Source organism: Nocardia carnea, assembly GCF_029868325.1.
Taxonomy (GTDB): domain Bacteria; phylum Actinomycetota; class Actinomycetes; order Mycobacteriales; family Mycobacteriaceae; genus Nocardia; species Nocardia carnea_C.
Window position 1 is genome coordinate 50,491 of sequence record NZ_JARWNW010000241.1, and the last position, 25,040, is coordinate 75,530.

The following is a 25,040-nucleotide window of genomic DNA, read 5'->3' on the forward strand; positions in this document are numbered from 1 at the left end:
ACGCCGGGCCGGGCCGCCGTTACTCGGCGCGGCGTACTGCCGGCTTTCGGCTACCACCCGGTATCCGAAAACCGGCGGCGCTTCGGATTGCGAACGGAGATCGGATGTCGACCACCGAATTGCTGGATCGCCCTGTCGGTGGCTGGTCGTGGACGCAACGCCGGACACTTGTCGTGTCCTGCCTCGCCGTCACCTTGGTGATCGCGTCGATGGCCGCCCTGTACACCTCGTTGGCGCAGATCTCGATCGCCACGGGCGCAGACCACACCCAGGCGACCTGGATCGTCGACGGTTACACCCTTGCCCTGGCCTGCCTGGTCCTGCCCGCCGGCGCCCTGGGCGACCGCTACGGCCGGCGCCGGCTGCTGGTCAGCGGGTTGCTCGTCTTCGCGGCCGCCTCGATGATTCCCACGGTCACTTCGTCGGTCGACTGGATCATCGGCGCCCGCGTGCTCGCCGGTATCGGTGCCGCACTGGTCATGCCGTCCACCCTGTCCATGATCACCACCGCATTTCCGCCGGGGGCCTCGGCACGGGCAGTCGGGGTCTGGGCCGGGGCCGCCGGCTCCGGCGGCCTGCTCGGTCTGATCGGCTCCGGGCTGCTGTTGCAGTGGTGGTCGTGGCAGTCCATCTTCATCGGCATGGCTGCCGCCGCGGCAGTGCTCGCCGCCGCGGGATTCACCCTGGCCGAATCCCGCAGTACCGCGCCGACCGGACTGGACCCACTCGGCGCGTTCACCGGGGTGACCGCGATCGCGCTACTGGTCTGGTCATTGATCTCGGTCGCCGACCGCGGATGGAGTGATCCCTACATCCTGGCCGGTCTGGCGGGCGCCGCGCTCGCCACCGAGCTGTTCATCCTGGCCGAACTCCGCGTCCGGTATCCCATGCTGGATTTGCGGCTGTTCGCACGGCGCGGCTTCGGCTGTGGCGCCGCATCGCTGGCCGTCCAGTTCCTCGTCACCTTCGGACTGTTCATGATCGTCGTGCAGTATCTGCAGCTGATCCTGGGATACAGCCCCCTGCACGCCGCCGTCGCCGTCCTGCCCATGGGGGTTGCCGTCGTCGGACTGTCGTTGTTGTCTTCCCGGCTCACCGCCCGCTACGGGCTTCGGCTGCCCACGATCGCCGGCCTGATCGTTCTCGCCACCGGACTGCTGCTCCTGACCCGCCTGACAGCCGAAGCCGGTTATCCCGGTGTACTGATCCCGTTGTCCATCGTGGGCATCGGAATCGGCCTGGCCGCGGCACCGGCCACCACCGCGATCATGACCGACGCCGATCTCGATATGCACAGCGTCGCCGCCGCGGTCAACGACGCCGCTCGCGAGATCGGCGCGGCCATCGGTATCGCCGTGGCCGGCACCGTCCTGGCCACCGGCTACCGCACCGGTATCGCCCCCAGCCTCCCGCAGCTGCCCGCACCGGCTCGTGAACCCGTCGCGCACTCTCTCGCCGCCACCACCCAGCTCGCCGAGCAGGCCGGCCCGCAAGCGCAACCACTGCTCGACCTCGCCCGGGCCGCCTTCCTCGACGGCTTGCACCAGACGGTGTTCGTCCTCGCGGTCATCAGTCTCGTTGCCGCGGCCCTGTTCGCCTTCTGGGCACCCGGACCACCGCAAACACCGAGGCCCGCCGGGTCGGTATCCGGCGGGCCTCGAATTCTTCAGCTGCTCAGGGCAGCGGACCACCCGCGGCAATTGCGGACAGCGTGGCGAACTCGTCGCCCTTGAGCGACGCTCCGCCCACCAGTGCACCGTCGATATCGGTCTGCTTGCTCAGCTCACCGACATTCTTGGCGTTCACCGAACCGCCGTAGAGCACCCGCACGGTCTCGGCGACCTCGCCTCCGGCCAGCCGGCCGAGCTCGCCACGGATGGCGCCGCACACCTGCTGCGCGTCGTCCGGGGTGGCGACCTTTCCGGTGCCGATCGCCCACACGGGTTCGTAGGCGATGACGACCTTCGCGATCTCCTCGGGCTTCAAGCCCTTCAGCGAGCCCCGCAACTGTTCAAGGTTGTACTCGACATGGGTGCCCGCCTCACGGACGTTGAGGCCCTCACCGATGCAGACGATCGGGGTGATCCCGTGCTTCAGCGCCTGCTTCGCCTTGGCAAGCACCGTGGCGTCGTCCTCGTTGTGGTACTGCCGGCGCTCGGAATGCCCGACCACCGCGAACCGGCACCCCAGCTTGGCCAGCATGGCCGCGCTGACCTCGCCGGTGTAGGCACCGGATTCGTGCACCGAAACATCCTGCGCACCGTAGGTGATCCGCAGTTTGTCGCCTTCGATCAGCGTCTGCACGCTGCGGATATCCACGAACGGCGGAATCACCGTGACATCGACCTTGTCGAAGTACTTGTCCGGCAGCGCGAACGCGATCTTCTGCACCAGGGCGATGGCCTCGAGGTGATTGAGGTTCATCTTCCAGTTGCCCGCGATCAGCGGTTTCCGAGCCATTACGCGTCCTCCGCATCGTCGAGCACGCTGATGCCGGGCAGCGTCTTACCTTCCAGGTACTCCAGCGAGGCACCACCACCGGTGGAGATATGCGAGAAATCGCTCTCCGGAATACCGAGTGCCCGCACGGCCGCCGCGGAATCGCCACCACCGACAACGGTGAACGCGCCCTTACCGGTGGCCTTGGCGATCGCCTCGGCCACACCGCGGGTACCGGCCGCGAACTTGTCGAACTCGAACACGCCCATCGGGCCGTTCCAGAACACCGTGCGCGCCTCGGTGAGCAGTGCGGCGAAACGCTGCACCGATTCCGGGCCGATATCCAGGCCCATCCAGCCGTGCGGGATCTCGTGGCACGGTACGACCTTCGATTCCGCGTCCGCGGCGAAAGAATCGGCGACAACGATATCGCGCGGCAGATGGATGACATCGGCGTAGCGGTCCAGCAGCTGCTTACAGGTATCGATCATCTCCTCCTGCAGCAGCGAGGAACCGACGGACAGCCCCTCCGCGGCCAGGAAGGTGAAGCACATCCCGCCGCCGATGACCAGGGTGTCGACCTTGGGGGCCAGTGCCTCGATCACGGCCAGCTTGTCCGAGACCTTCGACCCACCGAGCACGACCGCGTAGGGGCGGTCGGTGGATTCGGTGAGCTTGGCCAGCACATCGGCCTCCGCGGCGACGAGCGTGCCCGCATAGTGCGGCAGCAGTTTCGCCACGTCGTACACCGACCCCTGCTTCCGGTGCACCACACCGAAACCGTCGGAGACGAACGCGCCGTCGTCGCCGACCAGTTCCACCAGCGCGGCGGCCAGTTTCGCGCGGTCGGCGTCGTCCTTGCTGGTCTCGCGCGGATCGAACCGGATGTTCTCCAGCAGCAGTACATCGCCGTCGGTGAGGCCCTCGGAGCGCGCGAGCGCGTCCTGCCCCACCACATCACCGGCGAGCTGCACATTGCGGCCCAACTCGGCGGCCAGGCGGGCCGCCACCGGCGCCAGCGACAGCGCCGGATCCGGGGCACCCTTCGGACGGCCGAGATGCGCGGTGACGACCACCTTCGCACCGGCTTCCACCAGTGCGCGGATGGTCGGCACCGAGGCGATGATCCGGCCCGGATCGGTGATCTCGCCGTTGTCGAGGGGCACGTTGAGGTCGGAACGCACCAGTACGCCGCGGCCCTCGACGCCCTCGGCGAGGAGATCGTCCAGAGTTTTGATGCTCACGCCGGTCCTAGAGGGACTTGCCGACGAGGCCGATGAGGTCGGCGAGGCGGTTGGAGTAGCCCCACTCGTTGTCGTACCAGGAGTAGACCTTCACCTGGTCGTCGATGACCTTGGTCAGCGGCGCGTCGTAGATCGAGGAATGCGGATCGGTGACGATATCGCTGGAGACGATCGGGTCCACGTTGTATTTCAGGATGCCCTTCAGCGGACCTTCCGCGGCGGCCTTGAACGCCGCGTTGATCTCGTCGACCGTGGCCTTCTTCTGCAGATCGGCGGTCAGGTCGGTGATCGAACCCGTGGGGATCGGGACACGCAGCGAGTAGCCGTCGAGCTTACCGTTGAGCTCGGGCAGCACCAGGCCGATGGCCTTGGCCGCACCGGTGCTGGTCGGCACGATGTTCACCGCGGCGGCGCGGGCGCGACGCAGATCCTTGTGCGGGCCGTCCTGCAGGTTCTGGTCCTGCGTGTAGGCATGGATGGTGGTCATCAGACCCTTGACGATGCCGAACTCGTCGTTCAGCACCTTCGCCAGCGGGCCCAGGCAGTTGGTGGTGCAGGACGCGTTGGAGATGATGTTCTGGCTACCGTCGTACTTGTCGTCGTTGACGCCCATCACGATGGTGATGTCCTCGCCCTTGGCGGGCGCGGAGATGATGACCTTCTTGGCACCGGCGGCCAGGTGGCCCTTGGCCTTGGTGGCGTCGGTGAAGATACCGGTGGACTCGACGACGACATCGACACCCAGATCGCCCCACGGCAGCGCCGCCGGGCCCTCCTTGATGGCCAGCGCCTTGATGCGCTGGTCACCGACCACGATGGTGTCCTCGCCGTCCAGCGAAACATCCTTCGGCAGCCGGCCGAGGATCGAATCGTATTTCAGCAGGGTGGCCAGAGTCGCGTTGTCGGTGAGGTCGTTGACCGCCACGATCTCGATATCGGTGGTGCCGAGCGCTTTCTGCGCCTCCACCGCCCGGAAGAAGTTACGTCCGATACGGCCGAAGCCGTTGATACCTACCCGGACAGTCACGTTTCTCGCTCCTCAGCTGTCAAGCGGATGATTCCGACACCACCCACACTAATGCCTGTGGGTCCTCTCTCCGACACACCCCTGGTGTTCGTGAGCACCGGCTATCCGGGCAGGCCCGGACCTCGTCCGGGGCGCTACCTCCGCGTGTCGGGCCGGGGCGTGCCGGATCCGGCGGGCAAGCGCAGCTCCGGCCGGAATCCGCAACTCCGAAGGCGGCATACGACCGGGACCGGCTCCGTAAATCGCTGGCAACTCCGGGGCGCCGCACCGCAGGATGGTGGGGATGTCCAATTCACCTCGCACCGATTCCGGGCCGCACGTGCGTCCGGCCACTTCCGCCGATATCCCCCGGGCCACCAGAAGCCTCACCCGGGCCTTCGCCGACTACCCCTGGACCCGGCACACCATCGCCGCGGACGGGCACGAACGCCGGCTGGCCGAGTTCCAGGAACTCTTCCTCACCCGCATCGGCTTACCCCACGGCAGGGTATGGGTCGCCGACGACGGTGACGCGGTCGCCGTCTGGACCACCCCCGCCACCGATGCCGGCGCGGTATTCACCGAACTCGCACCCCGCTTCACCGAATTGGCCGGTGACCGCGCCGAGGCGCATGCGGCGGCGGAGGCGGCGATGCAGCCGCACCGCCCGGCCGAACCCGTCTGGTTCCTCGGCACCGTGGGCGTCGACCCGGCCCGCCGCGGCAGCGGACTGGGCCGCGCCGTGATCGAGCCCGGCCTGGCCGCCGCCGAACGCGAAGGTGTCGCGGCGTTCCTGGAGACGTCCACCCCGCAGAACGTGCGCTTCTACGAACACCTCGGTTTCCACGTGACCGCAGAAGTGGATATCCCCGACGGCGGCCCCCTGACCTGGTGCATGCTCCGCCGGCCGTAGCGGTTCCTGTCCACCAGGCAGCCGAAAGCGAACCCTGCGGGTGAGACGGCCACCGACGCCGCCGTGGCTTCCTCGACACGGTCGCGCCCGGGTGAAGTCCCGTGTACTCGGACGCCGAGGGCTGCGGCCGCGCGCCGGGAAGCCCAGGACCACCGGGCCCGCGCACCACCGCAACGCAACGCCCCGGCCACCGGTCCGGGGCGTACGGCGGCTCAGGCGTCGTCGAGTAGTTCGGCCGTAACCGCCGATTCGGTATCCGGCACGCCGAGTTCCTTGGCCCGCCGGTCGGCCATGGACAGCAGGCGCCGGATCCGTCCGGCCACGGCGTCCTTGGTCATCGGCGGGTCGGCGAGCTGACCGAGTTCCTCGAGGGAGGCCTGCCGGTGTTCGACACGTAGCTTCCCCGCCGCCGCCAGATGGTCCGGAACGTCGTCGCCGAGCAGTTCCAGCGCACGCTCGACCCGGGCCGCCGCCGCAACCGCGGCGCGTGCCGAACGCCGCAGGTTGGCGTCGTCGAAGTTGGCGAGCCGGTTGGCGGTGGCGCGGACCTCACGCCGCATCCGGCGTTCCTCCCAGGTGAGCCGGGTGTCCTGCGCGCCCATCCGGGTGAGCAGCGCCCCGATCGCCTCGCCGTCGCGGACCACGACCCGGTCGGTGCCGCGCACCTCCCGCGCCTTGGCCGAGATACCGAGCCGCCGCGCGGCGCCCACCAGCGCCAACGCCGCCTCCGGCCCCGGGCAGCTCACCTCGAGTGCCGAGGAGCGGCCGGGTTCGGTGAGCGAACCGTGGGCCAGGAAGGCGCCGCGCCACGCTGCCTCGGCATCGGCGACACTGCCGCCGACGACCTGGGCGGGTAGCCCGCGCACCGGCCGGCCGCGCACATCCAGCAGTCCGGTCTGGCGCGCGAGGGCTTCGCCCTCTTTCGCCACCCGGACCACGTACCGGGAGGATTTGCGCAGGCCACCGGCACTGAGCACATGCACATCCGACCCGTATCCGTAGAGTTCGAAGATCTCCCGCCGCAGCCGCCGCGCGATGGACCCCATATCGACTTCGGCTTCGACGATCACCCGCCCGCCGACGATATGCAGACCGCCGGCGAAACGCAGCAGGGCGGACAGTTCGGCTTTACGCGCACTCACCTGTGTTACGGCGAGCCGGCTCAGCTCGTCTTTCACTTCGGCTGTCATCGCCACGAGACGTGCTCCTTTCCACCCAACCCGGACCGCACATCCTGACCCATGTGCCGTCCCTCGACTCGAAGCCCCGGCAACGCCGGACGGGGCTCGTGGATCAGTTGATCCAGTGCGGCGGCGAGCTTTCCGGCATCGTGCCGGGCCGTTCCCGCGTCGGCGACATCGGAAAAGACTACTCGTGCCCGCAGTTGCCCGGCCGCTCTGGCCACATGTTCGCGCTCGCGTCCCTCCGGTACGCACCCGGAATCGACCAGAACCTCGTCGACCGCGAAATCCGGTGCGTGCTGGGACAATACATGCAGATGACGTTCGGCGGAGAAACCCGCCGTCTCACCGGGCTGTGCGACCAGGTTCAGAATCAGCACCTTACGCGCCCGGGTATGCACCAGTGCATCGCGCAGGCCGGGCACCAGCAGATGCGGGATAACACTGGTGAACCACGATCCGGGCCCGAGGACCACCGCATCCGCTTGTTCGATGGCGGCGGTGGCCTCGGCGCAGGCGGGCGGGTCGGCGGGCAGCAACCGCACCCGGCGCACTTTGCCGGGGGTCGTGGCCACGGCCACCTGACCGCGAATACAGCGGCTGACCCGCGGGTCGGTTTCCAACCCCGAGACATCGGCCTCGATATCGAGCGGGAGGGTCGACATGGGCAGTACCCGGCCGCTGATGCCGAGCAGCTCACCGACCTTGTCGAGGGCGGCCACCGGATCACCCAGCACCTCGGTGAGCCCGGCCAGCAGCAGATTGCCGACCGAATGCCCCGCCAGCGCGCCGGTACCGCCGAACCGGTGCTGCACGGTCCGGGTGAGGACACCGTCGGCGTCGGCCGCCAGCGCGGCCAGGGCCATCCGCAGATCGCCGGGCGGCGGGACCCCCAATTCGCGACGCAGCCGGCCGGAAGAGCCGCCGTCGTCGGCGACGGTGACGACCGCGCTGATCCGCCGGGTCAGCCGGCGCACCGCCGACAGGGTGGCGTAGAGCCCGTGTCCGCCGCCGAGTGCGACGACTTCGGGACCGCGGCGAGTCTCGGAACCGGAATCGAGGCCGCTCATTCGCGCCCCAGATCCCGGTGCAGTACCCGCACCGTATCGACCGGGCCGTCCGCATCGTTGTCGATGCTGCGGCCCGCCAGCTGACCGAGGGCCTCGGCGATCGCGACACTGCGATGTCTGCCGCCGGTACAGCCCACTGCGACGGTCATGTATCGCTTCCCCTCTTGGCGGTAACCCTGGGTGGTCAGCTCGATCAGATGCTCGCAGGTCCGCAGATAGTCCTCGGCCCCCGGACGCGACAGCACATAGTCACTGACCACCGATTCCTGACCGGTGTGCTGCCGAAGTTCTGGTACCCAGTGCGGGTTGGGCAGGAAACGCACATCCAGCACCATGTCCGCGTCCAGCGGGACACCGTACTTGAATCCGAACGATTGCACGGTCAGCTGCAGTGCGGCGGGCGTGCCGCCGCCGTAGACCTCCTCCAGTTTCCGGTGCAACTGGTGGATCGACAGTTCCGTGGTGTCGATGACCACATCGGCGGCGGCCTTCACGCCGGCGAGCCGGACCCGTTCGGCGGCGATCCCGGCCGACAGGGTGCCATCGGCACTGTCGTTCTGCAGCGGGTGCCGGCGCCGGGCGAACCCGAACCGGCGGATCAGCACATCGTCGGAGGCTTCCAGGAACAGGATCCGGGTCGGTACGCCGCGGGCGCGCAGCTGGTCGGTGACCGCGGGGAGATCGCCGGTGAAGAAGCGGCTGCGCACATCCATCACGATCGCCAGCCGCCGGATGGGCGGATCCGCGGAAGCACCGAGTTCGACCATCCGCCCGATCAGTTCCGGCGGCAGGTTATCGGTGACGTACCAGCCGAGATCCTCCAGAACTCGCGCGGCGGTCCCCCGCCCGGCACCGGACAACCCGGTCACCATCACGACCTCGACCGGGGTCCCCGCACCCGGTCCCCCACCCGGCACCACTTTCGTACTGCTGTTCGATTCGACGCGAGTCATGTACCACCCGGATCTTGTTCGGGAATGCGTTTCGGTCACCCTGCTGTAGCGCGTACGCCCGGACCCTGTCCCGGAGCGCAGGAACACGGCCGCGCGGGCGCAGGAACAAACGTACGTGACCCGCGCCGGTCACCGCGCTGTTGCGCCGTGCGCCGCGCCGGAGGCTATCGGTCCTGCAGGGCGGCCAGCACCGCCTCCGCGGTGGCCCGGCCGATCCCGGGCACCTCGATGATCTCCTCCACGGTCGCCTCCTTCAACCGCGCCACCGACCCGAAATGCGTGACCAGCGCGGTACGGCGAGCCGCGCCGAGCCCGCGCACCGAATCCAGCGCGGACGCCGTCATCCGCCGGGATCGTTTACTGCGATGGAAAGTGATGGCGAAGCGGTGGGCTTCGTCACGCACGCGTTGCAGCAGGTAGAGCGCCTCACTGGTGCGAGGCAGGATCACCGGGTCCGGTTCGCCCGGTACCCAGACCTCTTCGAGCCGTTTCGCCAGCCCCACCACCGCGACATCGGTGATCCCGAGCTCGTCGAGGACCTCGGCCGCGGCCGCGACCTGCGGTGCGCCACCGTCGACGACGTACAGATTCGGCGGATAGGCGAACTTGCGGGGGCGCCCGGTCTTCGGATCGATTCCGGGCCGGGTGGTGATCTCCTCCTCGGCGAGGTCTTCGGCCCCGGGCGCGGTCCCGAACTCGGGTACCTCGGCCGTACCGGCGAGATCGGCCTGTTCGGTGGCATCACGTTCCCGGCGCAACCGCAGGAACCGGCGCCGGGTGACCTCGGCGATACTGGCGACGTCATCGGACCGGCCCCCGCCGGCCGCCTCCCGGATCGCATAGTGCCGGTAATCGGATTTCTTGGGCAGTCCGTCCTCGAACACCACCAGCGAGGCCACCACATCGGTGCCCTGGACATGACTGATATCGACGCATTCGATCCGCAGCGGGGCGGTATCGAGGTCGAGGGCGTCCTGGATATCCTGCAGCGCCACCGAACGCGAGGTCAGATCGCCGGCCCGGCGGAGTTTGTGCTGGGCCAGCGCCTCGGTGGCATTGCGGGCGACGGTATCGGCGAGGGCCTTCTTGTCGCCGCGCTGCGGTACCCGCACCCGCACGGCGCTGCCGCGCAGGTGCGACAGCCAGCGCTGGACCTCGTCGACATCGGCGGGCACCTCCGGTACCAGGACCTCCCGCGGTACGACCGCCGCGGGTTGTTCTCCGGCGGTCTGCGCGGCGACGGCGGCCTGCTCACCGTAGAACTGGGTGAGGAACTGTTCCACCAGCGCGGCCAGCTCTCCACCCTGGTCGGGGGTGTCTGCCGCATCCCCGGATTTGTCCACCACCCAGCCGCGCTGGCCGCGCACCCGGCCGGCGCGCACATGGAAGACCTGCACCGCGACCTCCAGATCGTCGCCGGCGAAAGCGATCACATCGGCATCGGTACCGTCGCCGAGTACCACGGCCTGTTTTTCCAGTGCCCGGCGCAGGGCCTGCACATCGTCGCGGAGCCGGGCCGCGGTTTCGAAATCGAGGTCCTCGGAGGCGGTATGCATCCGGCGTTCCAATTCCTTGACCATCCGGTCGGTGCGCCCGGCCAGGAAATCACAGAAATCGTCGACGATACGCCGGTGCTCGTCCGCGGAAACCCGGCCTACACACGGCGCCGAACATTTGTCGATATATCCGAGCAGGCAGGGGCGCCCGATCTGCCCGTGCCGTTTGAACACCCCGGTCGAGCAGGTGCGGGCCGGAAAAACACGGAGCAGCAGATCGAGGGTTTCCCGGATCGCCCACGCATGGGCATAGGGCCCGAAATAGCGGACCCCTTTCTTCCGTGCACCGCGGTAAACGAAAAGCCGTGGATATTCCTCGTTCAGGGTGACGGCCAGCACCGGATAGGATTTGTCGTCGCGGTAGCGGACGTTGAATCGGGGATCGAATTCCTTGATCCAGTTGTATTCCAGCTGCAGCGCTTCGACCTCGGTGGAAACCACGGTCCATTCCACGCTCGCGGCGGTGGTGACCATTTGCCGCGTCCGCGGATGTAATGCGGCCACATCGGCGAAATACGAGTTGAGCCGATTACGCAGACTTTTCGCCTTGCCGACGTAGACGACCTGCCCGTAGGAGTCACGGAATTTGTAGACACCGGGTTCGAGCGGAATACTGCCCGGCTGCGGCCGGTACGTCGCGGGATCTGCCACGGGTCCAAGGTTAGTAGCGACCTCGGACAGACTTCGCCGCCGGGCGGGGAGCCGGTACCGCCCGCCACCGGAGGGAGCCGCCGGTGTCCGCTCCCGGAAGATCGATTCCGCCGGTCCCCCGCCGGCACGCGAGCTCGGTGGTTCGGCCGCCAACTGTCGTACCTGACGGCTACAGTGCGGAATATGCGCCCGGTACAACGGATTCGGTACGCACTGACGATTACGGGCCTACTCGTGGTCGCATCCCTCAGCGGATGTTCCAGCGAGACCGATGCCGCGGGCCCGTGCACGCCGGTGCCCAACGGCACGGCTGTCACCGCCGCCCCCGGCACCGGTTCGGCGGCACCGGCGACCCGCGATCTGGCGACCAACCCGGAGATCGCCTCCGGCTACCGGTCCGATATGACCGCCGTGCGCACCACCGGATATGCCGTATCCACCGCCAACTCGCATGCCACCCGCGCCGCCTGCGAGGTCCTGCGCGCCGGCGGTACCGCGGCGGATGCGCTGATCACCGCACAAACCGTGCTCGGAATCACCGAACCGCAGGCTTCCGGGCTCGGTGGTGGCGCTTTCCTGCTGTACTACAACGCCGAGAACGCCACCGTCGAGGCCTACGACGGGCGGGAGACCGCCCCGGCAGCGGCCACGGAGAACTATCTGCGCTGGATCAGCGATACCGACCGCACCGAACCACAGCCGGATGCCCGCGCCAGCGGGCGCTCCATCGGGGTCCCGGGGGTCGTGCGCATGCTGGGGACGGTGCATGCCGAGCACGGGCAGACCGCCTGGCGCGAACTGTTCGACCCCGCCATCGCACTGGCCGATCACGGGTTCGAGATCAGTCCGCGGCTGGCCGGGCAGATCGCCGAATCCGCGCCCGAACTTGCCCGCGATCCGGCGGCCGCCGAATACTTCCTCGAACCGAATGGTTCCCCCAAACCGGCCGGGACGGTCCTCACCAATCCGGCCCTGTCGAAAACCTTGAGCACACTGGCCAGCGAGGGCGCCGACGCCTTCTACACCGGGCCGATCGCGCAGGATATCGTCGCCGCCACCGCGGCGAGCACCGGCGGCCGCACTCCCGGTGCGCTGACAGCCGCGGATCTGGCCGGCTATCGGGCGGTGAAGCGAACACCGCTGTGCACCGGCTACCGGGAACACGAAATCTGCGGTATGCCGGGGCCCTCCTCCGGCGGCACTACCGTCGCGGCCACCCTCGGCATACTGGAGAACTTCGATATCCCGGCCCTGCCGCCCGAATGGGTCGACAACAACGGCGGCGTCCCGCGCGCCGAGGCCGTCCATCTGATCGCGGAGGCCGAGCGGCTCGCGTACGCCGACCGCGACAAATACATCGCCGATCCGGAGTATGTTCCCCCGCCCGGCGATTCCCCGCAGACCCTGGTCGACCCGGAGTATCTGCGCGAGCGGGCCGGGCTCATCGATCCGGGCCGCAGTATGGGCACCGCCCGGGCCGGCGACTTCGGCGCCACCACGCTGGGAGCCGGACCCCAGACCCCTGAGCACGGCACCAGCCATATCTCGGTGGTCGATTCCTACGGCAATGCCGCGGCCATGACCACCACCGTGGAATCGGCGTTCGGCTCCTTCCACATGGTCGACGGATTCCTGCTGAACAACCAGCTCACCGACTTCTCGGCCGATCCGGTCGATACCGCCGGCGTTCCCGTGGCGAATCGGGTCGAACCGGGTAAACGCCCACGCAGCTCCATGAGCCCGACCCTGGTCTTCGACCCCGGGCCCGGTACGGGGCCCGGCACCCTGACCCATGTGGTCGGCTCACCGGGTGGTTCGGTGATCATCCAGTTCGTGGTGAAAACCCTGGTGGGCATGCTGGATTGGGGTCTGGATCCGCAGCAGGCGGTCTCGGCTGTATCGTTCGGTGCCGCGAACACCCCGCTCACCGGCGTGGGCGGGGAGCATCCCGCGATCGATACGCGCGACGACGGCGCCCACGATCCTCTCGTCACCGCCTTGCGCGAGCTGGGTCACCAGGTATCGGTGGCGCCGCAGACGAGCGGGCTCAGTGTCCTGAGCCGCGACGGTGAGAATCATTGGATCGGCGGCGCCGACCCACGGCGTGAAGGCGAAGTCTTGGGTGATACGCGCTGATCCGAGCCACCACACACCGGGACCAGCGCTTACGCCCGGCCCCCGGGACCCCGCGAGTGTGAGGTGCCTCGCCGAACACCGCAATAAGGTTGCCAGCCGGTAGCGGTTGTGCGATTTTGGTTTCATAGCCCCGATGAGGTGGGCTTCCGGACGAGAGGGTCGTACCCGGCGTGCGACAAGACGACCCACGGAGGTCGTCATGGCATTGGCATGGATCGTTCTCGTGGTTTCCGGTGTCCTGGAGGCGGTGTGGGCCACCGCTCTGGGCAAAACCGAAGGTTTCTCCAAATGGCCCCCGACGGTGCTGTTCGTCGTCGCGCTCGTTGCCAGTATGGGCGGACTCGCCTATGCAATGCGTGATCTGCCGGTGGGCACGGCGTACTCGGTATGGGTGGGTATCGGCGCGGTACTCACCGTCGTCTATGCCATGGCCACCGGGGAAGAACCGGTCACGATCGGAAAACTGGTCTTCCTGACCATGATCATCTCCGGAGTGGTCGGACTGAAACTCGCCCACTGAGCGTCGCGACGAGCGCCGAATGCGCAGGCCGGCGCCACGCCCAGGTGTCGCACCGGTAGCGGTGGACAACGGCGGCCGAGCCGGACGACGCGGGTGATCTCGGCCCGTGCGGTCGCACCGGCGCTCAGATCTAGGCCGAGCGGAGGGTCCTGTCCACGGGCAGGATCAGGTTCCCGGGGTTTGTCCCGGGACCACGAAGGCGACCAGCGGGTGCGACCGCATGGTGAAATGTCCTCCTACGGTGCCGCCTCTCCGGCCGCCCGCAGAGGGCGTCGATTGCGGCGGAATCAGGCGGTGTCGGTGTACTTCGTACCGAGTTCGCGGAGCCGGTCCAGGGCGGCGGCGGCGCGCTCGCCGTCGTTGGAGCGAATGGCCAGCATGGGGACGTAGTCGTCGTTCACCAGCTCCAGCCGGGCCCAGGCCTTACGGTCGGGGAACGATACGCCCCGGATATGTTTCCATTCGAATGCACTGTCGCCCAGCACATTACGAACCACCACACCGTGTTCCCCGGCGCGCACACGGGGCCGGGTGAGCAGTAGTACGGCGATGGCGCCGAAAATACCGATACAGGCCATCGCGAACTGGTCCACGACCCGGAAGTTCACCCCGGTGTAGTCGACCCGCAGGAACACCCCGAGCAGGACGAAGGCCACCACCAAGCAGATGGCCACGATGAACGCGGTCCGGCGCGCTTTACGCGGGCGCACCTCGAATTCCCATTCGGACGGCTGATCCGCGCCCGGGTTCCCGCCGCGCCGCAGCATACGCACCACCGGCACCGTTCAGCCCGCCGCGCGCAGCCCGCGCAGGGTCAGGGCGGTATCGAGGGCGGCCGCGGCCGCCTGCTCGCCTTTGTTCTCCACCGAGCCGGGCAGCCCGGCCCGGTCCAGCGCCTGCTGTTCGTTGTTCGTGGTGAGGACCCCGTTGGCGACCGGGGTGCTCTCGTCCAGCGAGACCCGGGTCAGGCCGGCGGTCACCGCATCGCAGACATACTCGAAATGCGGGGTGTCGCCGCGGATCACCACACCGAGCGCGACCACCGCGTCATGGGTGCGGGCCAGCTCCTGCGCCAGCACCGGCAGTTCCATCGCACCGGCACAGCGGGCGACAGTGGTGTGCCGGACGCCCGCATCCGCCGCCACACGCTTGGCGTTCGCCACGAGGGTGTCGCAGATCTCGGTATGCCAGCGCGAGGCGACAATGGCCAGGCGCAACCCCTGCGCGTCGGCGAGCGCGAACTCCGGTACGCCGGTGCCGCTCATCGGTTTCCGCCTTTCGATCCGGCTACGGTCATTGCGCTGTCTCCCCCAGATCCAGATCGTCCAGACCTACCAGGTCGTGGCCCATCCGGTCGCGTTTGGTGCGCAGATAGCGCAGGTTCTCGGCATTGGCCCGTACCGGCATCGGTACGCGTTCGGTGATCCGCAGGCCGTAACCGTCGAGCCCGACCCGTTTCGCCGGGTTGTTCGTGAGCAGCCGCATCGACCGCAGGCCCAGATCGACCAGGATCTGCGCGCCGGTGCCGTAATCGCGGGCATCGGCAGGTAGCCCGAGTTCGATATTGGCGTCGACGGTATCGTGCCCGGAATCCTGCAGCTGATAGGCCTGCAGTTTGTGCATCAGGCCGATCCCCCGGCCCTCGTGCCCGCGCATGTACAGCACCACACCGCGCCCCTCGGCGGCCACCATTTCCATGGCCGCGTCCAGCTGCGGGCCGCAATCGCAGCGCAGCGAACCGAAAACGTCGCCGGTGAGGCATTCCGAATGCACCCGTACCAGGACATCCTCGCCGTCACCGATATCGCCGCGCACCAGCGCCACATGTTCGACATCGTCGTAGATGCTCTGGTAGCCGACCGCGGTGAACTCGCCGTGCAGGGTCGGGATCCGTGCCTGTGCCACCCGCACCACATGCTTTTCGTGCTTACGGCGCCAGGAGATCATCTCCGCGATGGAGATCAGTGCCAGTTCGTGTTCGTCGGCGAAAACGCGCAGTTCATCGGTGCGGGCCATATGCCCGTCTTCCTTCTGGCTGACGATTTCGCAGATCACGCCGGCCGGCCGCAGCCCCGCCATCCGGGCCAGGTCCACCGCGGCCTCGGTATGACCGGGACGACGCAGCACCCCGCCGTCCTTGGCGCGCAGCGGCACCACATGCCCCGGCCGGGTGAAATCGTTGGGTTTGGCGTCGCCGTCGGCGAGTAACCGGATGGTGGTGGCGCGATCGGCGCCGGAGATACCGGTCGTCACGCCTTCCTTGGCATCGACGGAGACGGTGTAGGCGGTCCCGTGCTTGTCCTGGTTCACCGCGTACATCGGCGGCAGGCCGAGACGGTCGCAGTCGTCACCGGTGAGCGGTACGCAGATATAACCCGAGGTGTACCGGATCATGAACGCCACGAGCTCCGGGGTGGCTTTCTCGGCGGCGAAGATGAGGTCGCCCTCGTTCTCCCGGTCCTCGTCGTCGACCACGACGACCGGTTTACCGGCCGCGATATCGGCGACGGCGCGCTCGATGCTGTCGAACCTGGTCACGTCTGCAATGCTCCATCTCGATTGGTCGCTGATCACACTACTGGGTCCGTCCGGCCCGTCCGGGCGCGGCCGGAAGTATCAACCGCGCTGATGGAGGCGCTCGACGTACTTCGCGATCACATCGACTTCCAGGTTCACCACGGTCCCGGCAGCGGCGGAGCCGAGATCGGTCAGGCTGAGAGTGGTCGGGATGAGGGAGACCTCGAACCAGTCGCGGGCACCGTCGGCGGCCGGTGTTTCGGCGCGCCCGAGCCCGGATACGGTGAGCGAAATACCGTTCACCGTGATGGAGCCCTTCTCGACCACATACTTCGCGATCGCGTCGGGCAGCGAGATCCGGACGACCTCCCAGTTCTCGCCGGGCGTGCGGGTCAGGATGGTGCCGGTCCCGTCCACGTGCCCCTGCACGATATGGCCGCCGAGGCGACTGTTCACGGCAGCGGCCCGCTCGAGATTCACCTGCGCGCCGGGGCCGAGGCCGCCGATACTCGACCGGCGCAGCGTTTCGCCCATCACGTCGACGGTGAACACCTCGTCGATGACATCGACCACGGTGAGGCACACCCCGTTGACCGCAATGGAATCGCCGTGCCCGGCATCGGAGGTGACCAGTTTGCCGCGGATGGTCAGCCGGGCCGCGTCGGTCAGCTGTTCGCAGGCGACGATCTCACCCAGCTCCTCGACAATGCCTGTGAACATGCCTTCTCCCGTTCGCATCGGTGTTCCGCCTACGGAACGGCACCAGCGGTACCGAATATTCCCAGTTCGCCGTCCACGACCAGACTAGTTGGCACCCGCGCGCGCGAACCATGGCCGCCCACTCGCCGGAACACCGTCACTCCGATCGCCTACCGGTGCGGCACAGCCGAGCCGGTCCGGCCGACCCCTTCCGGAAATTTTGCGGTCGAATGACCGTCGTCACAATTGTCACCCCGAATCGCATGAACGCTCCGACGAGCAGCTATATGGTCCGGACCGGTTCCCGGCAGTTCACCTTTTCCCGGCCGAGACCGCATCGAAACCGGAAATGTTCCTCGATTTGCGCGCTCACACCGGCCGACGCAATATGGTGAGGTGATCGGTCCACCGCCCTCGAACACCCCGCGGCGCGGCCGGACACGAAGTTCCCCGACGACGGCCACCGCCGCGGAAGACCGTGCGCCACAAGCCTTCACGAACAACCGGATCCACACACCACAACGCGGCCGGAACATATGGCCGCGGATCGGCAATCCGGTACCCCTCGCCCCAGCGACAGTGTTGTCCGGGCATCGGATCCCGCGGTGACAGCACCGGGTGGATCCGCGCGGGCTCCGCGCCCCGGAAGACCGCGCCCCGTCAAGCACGTCCATTACTCGAGGAAGCCCTGAGCGTCATGACCACATTCACCGAGTCCGCCCTGGAACAGCACTGCCGGCGATACCGGGAGCGGGATCTGCTGCCGGCCGTGGTCGACCCGGTATCGCACCGCATCCTGCTGCATATCGGCGCCGCCTACGGTGCGGTGACCATGCCCACGGAGCTCGGTGAACCGGTACTGCAGCGGCTCCGGGCCGCCGGGTCGGCCGGACCGGTTTTCGCACACCCCCGGGCCGGACGCTGGACGTTCCTCACCGGCCCCACCCGGCACGACGAATTCCCGGCCGCCGCCGCGGCCGAACTGTTCCGCCGCTACACCACGGTCGCCGGCACCGGTAGCCAGATCGTGCTGCCCTCCGCCGAGGACGAAGCCAGCGGCTACCGACTATGGGTGGCCGGGCCGGATACCTACGGCACCCGGCCCCAGCAGCAGGCGGTGATCGACGCAGTCTGCGCGAGCGGTCGCCACCTGTCCTCAGCGACCCCGGGCGTCGGCGGCCGGGGGCCACCGGCCGGTCCGGCGAGGCTCAGTGTGCGGCGTGGTGCGGCGACCGGGCCGCAGCCGCCTGACCGCGCAGTTTCTCCACGGTCGCGCCCGGATCGGCGGTGTTGTACACGGCCGACCCCGCGACGAAACAGTCGATCCCGGCCTCGGCGGCCTGTTCGATAGTGTCGGCGTTGATCCCACCGTCGATCTCCACCACCAGCCGCAACTCCCCCGCGTCGACCAGCCGCCGCACGATCTTCGCCTTGTCCAGCACAGAGGCGATGAACGACTGGCCGCCGAACCCGGGCTCGACACTCATCACCAGCAAGGTGTCGAAATCGCGGAGAATCTCCAGGTACGGCTCGATCGGCGTATTCGGCTTCACCGACAGCCCGGCCTTCGCCCCGGCTGCCCGGATATCGCGGGCCACCGCGACCGGATCGTCGGTCGCCTCGGCGTGGAAGGTCACGTTGTAGGCACCGGCCTCCGCGTAGGGCGGCGCCCACCGCGCCGGATCCTCGATCATCAGGTGGCAGTCCAGCGGAATATCGGTGGCCTTCAGCAGGCTCTGCACTACCGGCAGACCCAGTGTCAGGTTCGGCACGAAATGCGCGTCCATCACATCGACGTGTAGCCAGTCGGCACTCGCCACCGCCTCGGCCTCATCGGCCAGCCGCGCGAAATCCGCGGACAGGATGGACGGGGCGATCATCGGGGCCGCCGGACGGGTGAAGGTGGGCTCGGACGCAGTCACGCGGCGCAGTCTAGTGCGATCCGGCAACGCCGCCGAATGCGCCCGACCGCGCCGACGTGCAGGGGCGGGCCCCGGGGATTCGCCGGTGCTGCGGGCGCCAAACCCCGGGCGCGCCGATGCGCCGGAAACCCAGTAACCTGCCAGAGTGATCAATACTTCGGCGGAAGAGGGGATTCACGGCTCCCCGGTGGAGATTCGAGTGGCGGCATCGGTGACGCAGCTGCCGATCGTGCGCGGTCTCGCCGAAACTCTGGTCCTGCTCAGCGATTTCACCTTGGACGAGGTCGCCGATATCCGGCTCGCGGTAGATGAGGCCTGTTCGACGCTGATCGGCTTGGCGGCACCCGAGACCAGCCTGCACTGCGTGTTCACCATCGGTGAGACCGATCTGCGGGTACGGGTAGCCGGTGTTGCGGCACGGGAGGGGCTGCCCGATTCGCGCAGTTTCGGCTGGCATGTGCTGCGTACCCTGACCGATGCCGTGGACGCCCGGCAAGAGCCCTTCGACCAGCAGGTTTCCGGATTTCCGACAGCGGTCGAGTTCCGTCGGGTCCGGGGGAAAGCGTGACCGAACAGGACAAGCCGCTCGACCCTCCCACCGGCACGCCCGATACTCATGGTCAGGAACCCGATTCCGGCCGGGGCACCGGGTCCGTGCCGGATGCGGAGGCCAGGTCGGCTGCGGAGGCCGCGTCGGCCCCGGACGCCGATTCCGAGACCGAGGCAGAGCTGGCGGATTCGGGTCAGGCCGGCGGATACGACGATGTCGCCGGTCTGTTCACGCAGTTGGCTGCCGCGGAACCGGAGTCGGCGCAGCATGCCACGCTCCGTAACGAACTGATCGGTCGCTGTATCCCGCTGGCCGACCATATCGCGCGTAAGTTCAGCGGCCGCGGGGAACCGTTCGACGATCTTACGCAGGTGGCCCGCGTGGGGCTGGTGCACGCGGTGGATCGTTTCGATGTGTCGCGCGGTTCGAATTTCCTGTCGTTCGCGGTACCGACGATCATGGGTGAGGTACGCCGGTATTTCCGGGACAACACCTGGGCGATGCGGGTGCCGCGCCGGGTGAAGGAAACTCACCTGCGTATCGGGGCGGCGGTGGATGCGCTGTCGCAGTCGCTGGGCCGGTCGCCGACGGCCAAGGAGATCGCGGCCGAGCTCGATGTGGACCCCGACGAGGTGACGCAGGCGGTGATCGCCGGCAACGCCTACCAGCCGACATCGATCGATGCGGCGTCGGTCGGCCGGGATACCGATGCCTCGCTGCTGGACACGCTGGGCGAGGAGGAGGCCCAGTTCGACCGGGTCGAGGAGTATGTGGCGATCCGGCCGCTGCTGGCGGGCCTGCCGGAGCGGGAGCGCCGGATCCTGACCATGCGGTTCTTCGAATCGATGACCCAGACGCAGATCGCCCAGCAGATGGGGATATCGCAGATGCACGTTTCGCGAATCCTCACGAAAACGCTGGCCCGGCTGCGGGAACAGTCGTCGCGGGAGTAGGCGCGCCGGTTCGTTTCCGGTGACTGTTGTGTCCGGTTCGCCGATCGGTCTACCCTCATCTGTGAGAGATCGAGTGGGTAATTATCTCAACGAACCATTCACAAGGTGAGGCCATGACCACAGAAACCGTCGCCCGGCAATGCACCCTGTGCGAGGCCCACTGCGGCATCCTGGTGACCGTCGAGGATTCGGCCGTCACCAGGATCGAAGGTAATCCCGACGATGTGCTGTCCAAGGGATATATCTGCCCCAAGGCGACGGCGATGGCCGGCCTGCACGACGATCCGGACCGGTTGCGCGCTCCGATGCGGCGGGTGGGTGACCGGTTCGAAGCGATCGGCTGGGACGAGGCGTTCCGCGAGGTCGGCACCCGGCTACGGCAGGTACGGCGCGATCACGGCCCCCACGCGGTCGGTATGTATCTCGGCAATCCGGCCGCGCACAATTCGGCGATCATGTACGCCATGGCATTGCGGGCCGGCCTGATGACCCGAAACTTCTACACCGCTTCCTCGATCGATCAGTTCCCCCAGGAGTTCGTGGCCTGGCAGATGTACGGCTCGAATTTCCTGATGCCCATCGCCGATATCGACCGCACCGATCGGCTGGTGATCATCGGCGCCAACCCGGCGGTGTCCAACGGTTCGGTGACCACCATGCCGGGCGCCAAGAACCGCATCAAGCAGGTGCGGGCCCGGGGCGGCAAGGTCGTGGTGATCGATCCGCGGCGTACCGAAACCGCGCGGCTGGCCGACGAACACCTCGCCGTATTGCCGGGTGGCGACCCGTACCTGCTGCTGGCCGTCCTGCACGTACTGCTCACCGAGGACCTGTGCGACCGGACCGCCGTCCGCACACAGTGCGCCGGATCGGAGACATTGCGGCAGCTGGTATCCGGGTTCTCCCCCGAGGAGGCGGCACCGTACGCAGGGGTCGACGCGGCGGCCATCCGGCGGCTGGCCCGGGAGCACGCCGCGGCGAAATCGGCGGTGATGTACGCCCGGATCGGGGTCTGCCAGACCCTCACCGGCACGATCACCCACTGGCTGGTCAACACCATCAACGCGGTCACCGGGAACCTCGACCGGCCCGGCGGCCAGATGTACGCCACCCCCGCGGTGGATCTGCTGCCGCTGGCGCGGCGGATGCCGCCGTTCCACGGTGCCTGGACCGACCGCTCCGGGAAGTACAAATCGTTCCGCTTCGAACTGCCCGTGGCCGCTCTGGCTTCCGAAATCCTGGACGAGGGGCCGGAACAGATCCGCGCCATGATCACCTATGCCGGGAACCCGGTCCTGTCCACCCCGCAGCGCGGGCAGCTGGACAAGGCGCTGAGCTCGCTGGATTTCTATGTGGCCGTGGATATGTACATCACCGAGACCACCCGCCACGCCGATATCATCCTGCCGCCGGTATCGCCGCTGGAGCGCGAGGATCTCGACATCCTGCTGACCATGTTCAGCGTGCACAACAACATTCGCTACAACGCGCGGGCGGTCGATGCCCCGGCGGACGGTCTCGAGGACTGGGAGATCATGGCCCGGCTGACCACCGAGATCCTGCCGCTGCCGTTGCGTTCGCTGACCGGCCGGGCCCTCAACGCGGTATTCGCGCGATTCAGCCCGTTGCGCGCGGCGGCCTTGGGGATCGCGGTCGGCCCATACGGTGTTTTGCGCCGGGGCCGCCGCGGCGTCACCTTGGCGAAAGTCCGCGCAGCCCGCGGCGGAATCGATCTGGGACCCCTGCGGCCCCGGCTGCCGTCCCTCATCGCCACCGCCGATCGGAAGGTGCAGCTCGCCCCGGCACCCTTCGTCGCCGAAGCGCGCCGGTTGCTCGCCGACGCCGGTTCCGCACGCGGCGAAGGTTTCGATCTGCGCCTGATCGGCCGCCGCCACCTGCGCAGCAATAATTCGTGGCTGCACAATGTGCCGTCGATGGTGAAGGGCCGCGACCGCTGTACCGCGCTGATACATCCCGACGATGCCGCCGCGCGCGGCCTGGCCGACGGTGACCAGGCGACGGTGAGTTCGCCGACCGGTGCCATCGCGGTACCGGTGGAGGTCAGCGCCGATATCCGGCCCGGGACGGTGGCCATCCCGCACGGCTGGGGTCACGGCGAACCGGGGGTCGGCTGGACCGTGGCGGCCGCACTTCCGGGCGCGAATGTCAATCTGCTGCACGATCCGGAGCAGGTGGACCGTATCTCGGGGACTGCCGCGGTGAACAGCACCTGGGTCAGGATCGAACCGGCCGGGACAGCGACGGCCACCGCCGGCTGATACGCCGAGTCACCGGGTGGTTCACGCGGATCGCGCCGGCGGTACAGCTATCCACCGGTCCCCCGATCCCTCGTTTTGCGCAGCTTCGCCGGAGCGACGAGCCACCACGCGGCGTCGAGCAGTTCCCGCAATTGCCCGGTGTCGACGCGCTCCAGGTCGATGAGGATGTAGGGATATCCGTCGTAGTGCGCGGTGGTGTAGAAGGCCGGATCGCCGGAGGCCAGCAGGGCTTCTTTCTCGGTCATCTCGCAGCGCAGCGCAAGACCGCCCTCGGCGTCCGTGCGCAATCGGGCGAAACTTTTGCCCGATACCTTCAGCGCCGGGGTCCGGTAGGAGGTCGATTCCGCGACCTCCGGCAGTTCGGTGGCGAGTCGGACCACGTTCTCCCAGGTGAGGCTCATACCACCGAGTCTGCCCGGGGCGGTGCCGGCGGGCTTGGAAATCCGTCGCCTACCGTGCGCGAGCCGGGCTGCCGCGCTACTGCGGTTTGCGCAGTGCGGCCACGAACATGGCGTCGGTGCCGTGCCGGTGCGGCCACAACTGCACCGTGGGCCCGCTGCCGAGTCCGGTGACGCCGGGTAGCAGCTCGCGGGCGTCCAACTGTTCGGCCCCGGTGCGGCGCACCGTATCCGCCACCACCGCGACGGTTTCGGGTAGGTGCGGGGAGCAGGTCGAGTAGACCAGGACACCACCGGGTCGCAGCAGATCCCACGCAGCGGTCACCAGTTCGCGCTGCAGCGCCACCAGGTCCGCGACATCTCCCGGGGTGCGCCGCCAGCGGGCCTCCGGGCGACGGCGCAGGGCGCCCAGCCCGGTGCACGGGGCGTCCACCAGGATCCGGTCGTAACCGGCGGGCAGGCCGCTGTCCCGGCCATCGGCGATATGCACCTCTACCGGCATGTCCCGGGTCGCCGAACGCACCAGCTCGGCACGATGCGCGGACGGTTCCACCGCATCCACCCGGTAGCCGTCGATACCGGCGAGCGCACCCAGCAACGCGGTTTTACCCCCCGGCCCGGCGCAGAGGTCGAGCCAGCGACCGGTATCCGGCCCGTGCAGCGAGGCGCGGGTGAGCGCGAGCGCGACGAGTTGACTGCCCTCGTCCTGGACCGCTGCCATCCCCTCGCGGACCGGTTCCAGCGATCCCGGGTCGCCGCCCTCCAGATACACCGCGTACGGGGACCAGCGGCCTTCCTCACCACCGGTGACGAGAGCTAGTTCCTCGGCGGTGATATCACCGGGATGGGCCACCAGATGCACCACGGGGCGGGCGTCGTCGGCGGCGAGCAGGTCACGCAGTTCACCCGCATCGGGGCCGAGCGCGTCGGCGAAGGCCTGGGCGATCCATTCCGGATGTGCGTATTCGAAGGCAAGCCGGCCGACCGGGTCCGGTGGGGCCAGCCGCGCCACCCAGTCGTCCGGCGAGCGTTCGGTCACCCTGCGCAGTACGGCGTTGACGAATCCGGCACGGCTCGACCCGGATTCGGCACGGGCGAGTTCCACCGCGGTGTGCACGGCGGCATGCGGTTCGACACGAGTGCGCAGCAATTGATAGGTGCCCAGGCGCAGGATATCCAGCAGTGGACCGTCGATATCCGCGATCTCGCGGCCGGCGCATTCGGCGATCACCGCATCGAGAACGCCGAGGCTGCGGCACGCGCCGTACCCCAGTTCGGTGGCCAGTGCGGCATCGCGGCCCTGCACGGAGTACTCGCGCAGGAATGCCGGGAGTACCAGGTTGGCGTAGGCATCCCGCTCGCGTACCGCGCGCAGGGTTTCCAGCGCGACGGTGCGGGCCGGATCCTTGACCTGTTTCGGTCGCGCCGCGGACTCGCCACGTCCAGGGCGTGTCCGGCCGGCACCGGATCGTTTACCGGCGCTGGGTGTCTTGGATCCCTCCTCCGAACGCCGGTGGTCGTCGCCGCGCCGGCCAGGCCCCTTCGCACCGCGCCTGTCGCCGCCCTCGGCCGCCGGGGAACTACCGCGGCCTGCGGACCGCCCGGATGTATCGCCGCGCCGCGTGCCGGGTTCCCGCTCCTCTCGGCCGCGCCGGCCTGCGCCTGCGCCCGTGTCCCTGCCCTTGGGTGAACGCGGGCCGCCCTCGCGGCGGCCTTTCGCGCGATCCGCTCGGTCCTCGCCGAATTCACTGCGGTATCGGGAATCCGGCCGGCCGCCGCGTGCCGGCGCGCCCTGATCGGCCGCGCGGCCGCCCGAATCCGGCCTGCGCCCTTGCTTTTCGTGCCGACCCGGACCCTCACCCCGGTAGTCGGGCCGTGCCCCGCCGAACCCTGATGATTTCCCGCCGTATCCGACGCCCCTACCGCGGTCGCCCTGCGCCGAACCGGCCGGGCGGTCGCGCTCCCGCGGCTTCCCCGCCGCGGAGCCGAACGGGCGCCCCTGCTGTTCGCGACGCCCCGGCCTGTCACCCCGTTCCCCGCCGGAGCGCGATGA

General features: G+C 68.4%; 21 protein-coding genes, 1 pseudogene and 1 riboswitch. Of the genes and pseudogenes, 7 read left to right on the top strand and 15 right to left on the bottom strand.

Annotated features, from left to right (window positions below; genetic code table 11):
* Positions 1-104 precede the first annotated feature (104 nt).
* Positions 105-1,733, top strand: coding sequence for an MFS transporter (locus tag QH196_RS21140; RefSeq protein ID WP_280417543.1), 1,629 nt, complete (start codon positions 105-107; stop codon positions 1,731-1,733).
* Here QH196_RS21140 and tpiA read toward each other — a convergent pair.
* Genes tpiA through gap form a run of 3 tightly spaced genes read right to left on the bottom strand, consistent with a single transcriptional unit; the run spans position 1,675 to position 4,710 of the window.
* On the bottom strand, positions 1,675-2,460 hold the full coding sequence (gene tpiA / locus QH196_RS21145; protein WP_280417544.1) for a triose-phosphate isomerase: 786 nt from the start codon (positions 2,458-2,460) through the stop codon (positions 1,675-1,677). The genes QH196_RS21140 and tpiA overlap by 59 nt on opposite strands.
* A complete protein-coding gene (locus QH196_RS21150; protein WP_280417545.1) occupies positions 2,460-3,683 on the bottom strand; it encodes a phosphoglycerate kinase in 1,224 nt (407 codons plus the stop codon). Before QH196_RS21150 ends, tpiA begins: the two co-directional genes overlap by 1 nt.
* Positions 3,684-3,690: 7 nt before the next feature.
* On the bottom strand, positions 3,691-4,710 hold the full coding sequence (gene gap / locus QH196_RS21155) for a type I glyceraldehyde-3-phosphate dehydrogenase (protein ID WP_280417546.1): 1,020 nt from the start codon (positions 4,708-4,710) through the stop codon (positions 3,691-3,693).
* A 283-nt stretch (positions 4,711-4,993) separates the two neighbouring features.
* Between gap and QH196_RS21160 the strand changes: the two genes are divergently transcribed.
* Positions 4,994-5,602, top strand: a complete 609-nt coding sequence (locus tag QH196_RS21160) for a GNAT family N-acetyltransferase (protein WP_280417547.1) — start codon at positions 4,994-4,996, stop codon at positions 5,600-5,602.
* A gap of 212 nt (positions 5,603-5,814) precedes the next feature.
* Here QH196_RS21160 and whiA read toward each other — a convergent pair whose 3' ends face one another.
* The 4 genes from whiA to uvrC form a co-directional block, all read right to left on the bottom strand.
* Positions 5,815-6,792: a DNA-binding protein WhiA gene (gene whiA, locus QH196_RS21165; protein WP_174375588.1), complete on the bottom strand. Its 978-nt coding sequence runs from the start codon at positions 6,790-6,792 to the stop codon at positions 5,815-5,817.
* Positions 6,789-7,853, bottom strand: a complete 1,065-nt coding sequence (locus QH196_RS21170; RefSeq protein ID WP_280417548.1) for a gluconeogenesis factor YvcK family protein — start codon at positions 7,851-7,853, stop codon at positions 6,789-6,791. The genes whiA and QH196_RS21170 overlap by 4 nt, the downstream gene beginning before the upstream one ends.
* Positions 7,850-8,725: an RNase adapter RapZ gene (gene rapZ / locus QH196_RS21175; protein WP_280417563.1), complete on the bottom strand. Its 876-nt coding sequence runs from the start codon at positions 8,723-8,725 to the stop codon at positions 7,850-7,852. Before rapZ ends, QH196_RS21170 begins: the two co-directional genes overlap by 4 nt.
* A gap of 245 nt (positions 8,726-8,970) precedes the next feature.
* Entirely contained in the window at positions 8,971-11,013 is a 2,043-nt protein-coding gene (gene uvrC, locus QH196_RS21180) for an excinuclease ABC subunit UvrC (protein WP_280417549.1), read from the bottom strand.
* A gap of 183 nt (positions 11,014-11,196) precedes the next feature.
* Between uvrC and QH196_RS21185 the strand changes: the two genes are divergently transcribed.
* On the top strand, positions 11,197-13,149 hold the full coding sequence (locus QH196_RS21185; RefSeq protein ID WP_280417550.1) for a gamma-glutamyltransferase family protein: 1,953 nt from the start codon (positions 11,197-11,199) through the stop codon (positions 13,147-13,149).
* Between the two features lie 122 nt (positions 13,150-13,271).
* Positions 13,272-13,339, top strand: a riboswitch (guanidine-III (ykkC-III) riboswitch).
* Positions 13,340-13,354: 15 nt separating this feature from the next.
* Complete coding sequence (locus QH196_RS21190; RefSeq protein ID WP_280417564.1) at positions 13,355-13,669, top strand: DMT family transporter; 315 nt, start codon at positions 13,355-13,357, stop codon at positions 13,667-13,669.
* A gap of 287 nt (positions 13,670-13,956) precedes the next feature.
* On the opposite strand, the gene QH196_RS21195 is transcribed toward QH196_RS21190, so the two are convergent.
* The 6 genes from QH196_RS21195 to rpe all read right to left on the bottom strand — a co-directional run bounded on the left by QH196_RS21195 (position 13,957) and on the right by rpe (position 18,765).
* Entirely contained in the window at positions 13,957-14,436 is a 480-nt protein-coding gene (locus QH196_RS21195; RefSeq protein WP_280417565.1) for a PH domain-containing protein, read from the bottom strand.
* Positions 14,437-14,454: 18 nt separating this feature from the next.
* Positions 14,455-14,934, bottom strand: coding sequence for a 6,7-dimethyl-8-ribityllumazine synthase (gene ribH, locus QH196_RS21200; protein ID WP_280417551.1), 480 nt, complete (start codon positions 14,932-14,934; stop codon positions 14,455-14,457).
* A 28-nt stretch (positions 14,935-14,962) separates the two neighbouring features.
* Positions 14,963-16,207 (bottom strand): bifunctional 3,4-dihydroxy-2-butanone-4-phosphate synthase/GTP cyclohydrolase II, encoded by a 1,245-nt coding sequence (locus QH196_RS21205; RefSeq protein WP_062974001.1) that lies wholly within the window; start codon positions 16,205-16,207, stop codon positions 14,963-14,965.
* A 78-nt stretch (positions 16,208-16,285) separates the two neighbouring features.
* A complete protein-coding gene (locus QH196_RS21210; RefSeq protein ID WP_280417552.1) occupies positions 16,286-16,906 on the bottom strand; it encodes a riboflavin synthase in 621 nt (206 codons plus the stop codon).
* Positions 16,907-17,558: 652 nt separating this feature from the next.
* Complete coding sequence (locus tag QH196_RS21215; RefSeq protein ID WP_280417553.1) at positions 17,559-17,690, bottom strand: hypothetical protein; 132 nt, start codon at positions 17,688-17,690, stop codon at positions 17,559-17,561.
* A 403-nt stretch (positions 17,691-18,093) separates the two neighbouring features.
* Positions 18,094-18,765, bottom strand: coding sequence for a ribulose-phosphate 3-epimerase (gene rpe / locus QH196_RS21220; RefSeq protein ID WP_280417566.1), 672 nt, complete (start codon positions 18,763-18,765; stop codon positions 18,094-18,096).
* Between the two features lie 187 nt (positions 18,766-18,952).
* Between rpe and QH196_RS21225 the strand changes: the two genes are divergently transcribed.
* From QH196_RS21225 to QH196_RS21235, 3 genes are all read left to right on the top strand, one after another.
* Positions 18,953-19,375: an ATP-binding protein gene (locus QH196_RS21225; protein WP_280417554.1), complete on the top strand. Its 423-nt coding sequence runs from the start codon at positions 18,953-18,955 to the stop codon at positions 19,373-19,375.
* Positions 19,372-20,310, top strand: coding sequence for an RNA polymerase sigma factor SigF (locus QH196_RS21230; RefSeq protein WP_432278177.1), 939 nt, complete (start codon positions 19,372-19,374; stop codon positions 20,308-20,310). Before QH196_RS21225 ends, QH196_RS21230 begins: the two co-directional genes overlap by 4 nt.
* Before the next feature lie 113 nt (positions 20,311-20,423).
* Positions 20,424-22,589, top strand: coding sequence for a molybdopterin oxidoreductase family protein (locus QH196_RS21235; RefSeq protein WP_280417555.1), 2,166 nt, complete (start codon positions 20,424-20,426; stop codon positions 22,587-22,589).
* Positions 22,590-22,636: 47 nt separating this feature from the next.
* On the opposite strand, the gene QH196_RS21240 is transcribed toward QH196_RS21235, so the two are convergent.
* Both QH196_RS21240 and QH196_RS21245 read right to left on the bottom strand, forming a co-directional pair.
* On the bottom strand, positions 22,637-22,990 hold the full coding sequence (locus tag QH196_RS21240) for an MmcQ/YjbR family DNA-binding protein (RefSeq protein WP_280417556.1): 354 nt from the start codon (positions 22,988-22,990) through the stop codon (positions 22,637-22,639).
* 76 nt (positions 22,991-23,066) lie between these two features.
* A pseudogene (locus QH196_RS21245) lies at positions 23,067-24,491 on the bottom strand (RsmB/NOP family class I SAM-dependent RNA methyltransferase); the annotation flags it as partial.
* Positions 24,492-25,040 lie beyond the last annotated feature (549 nt).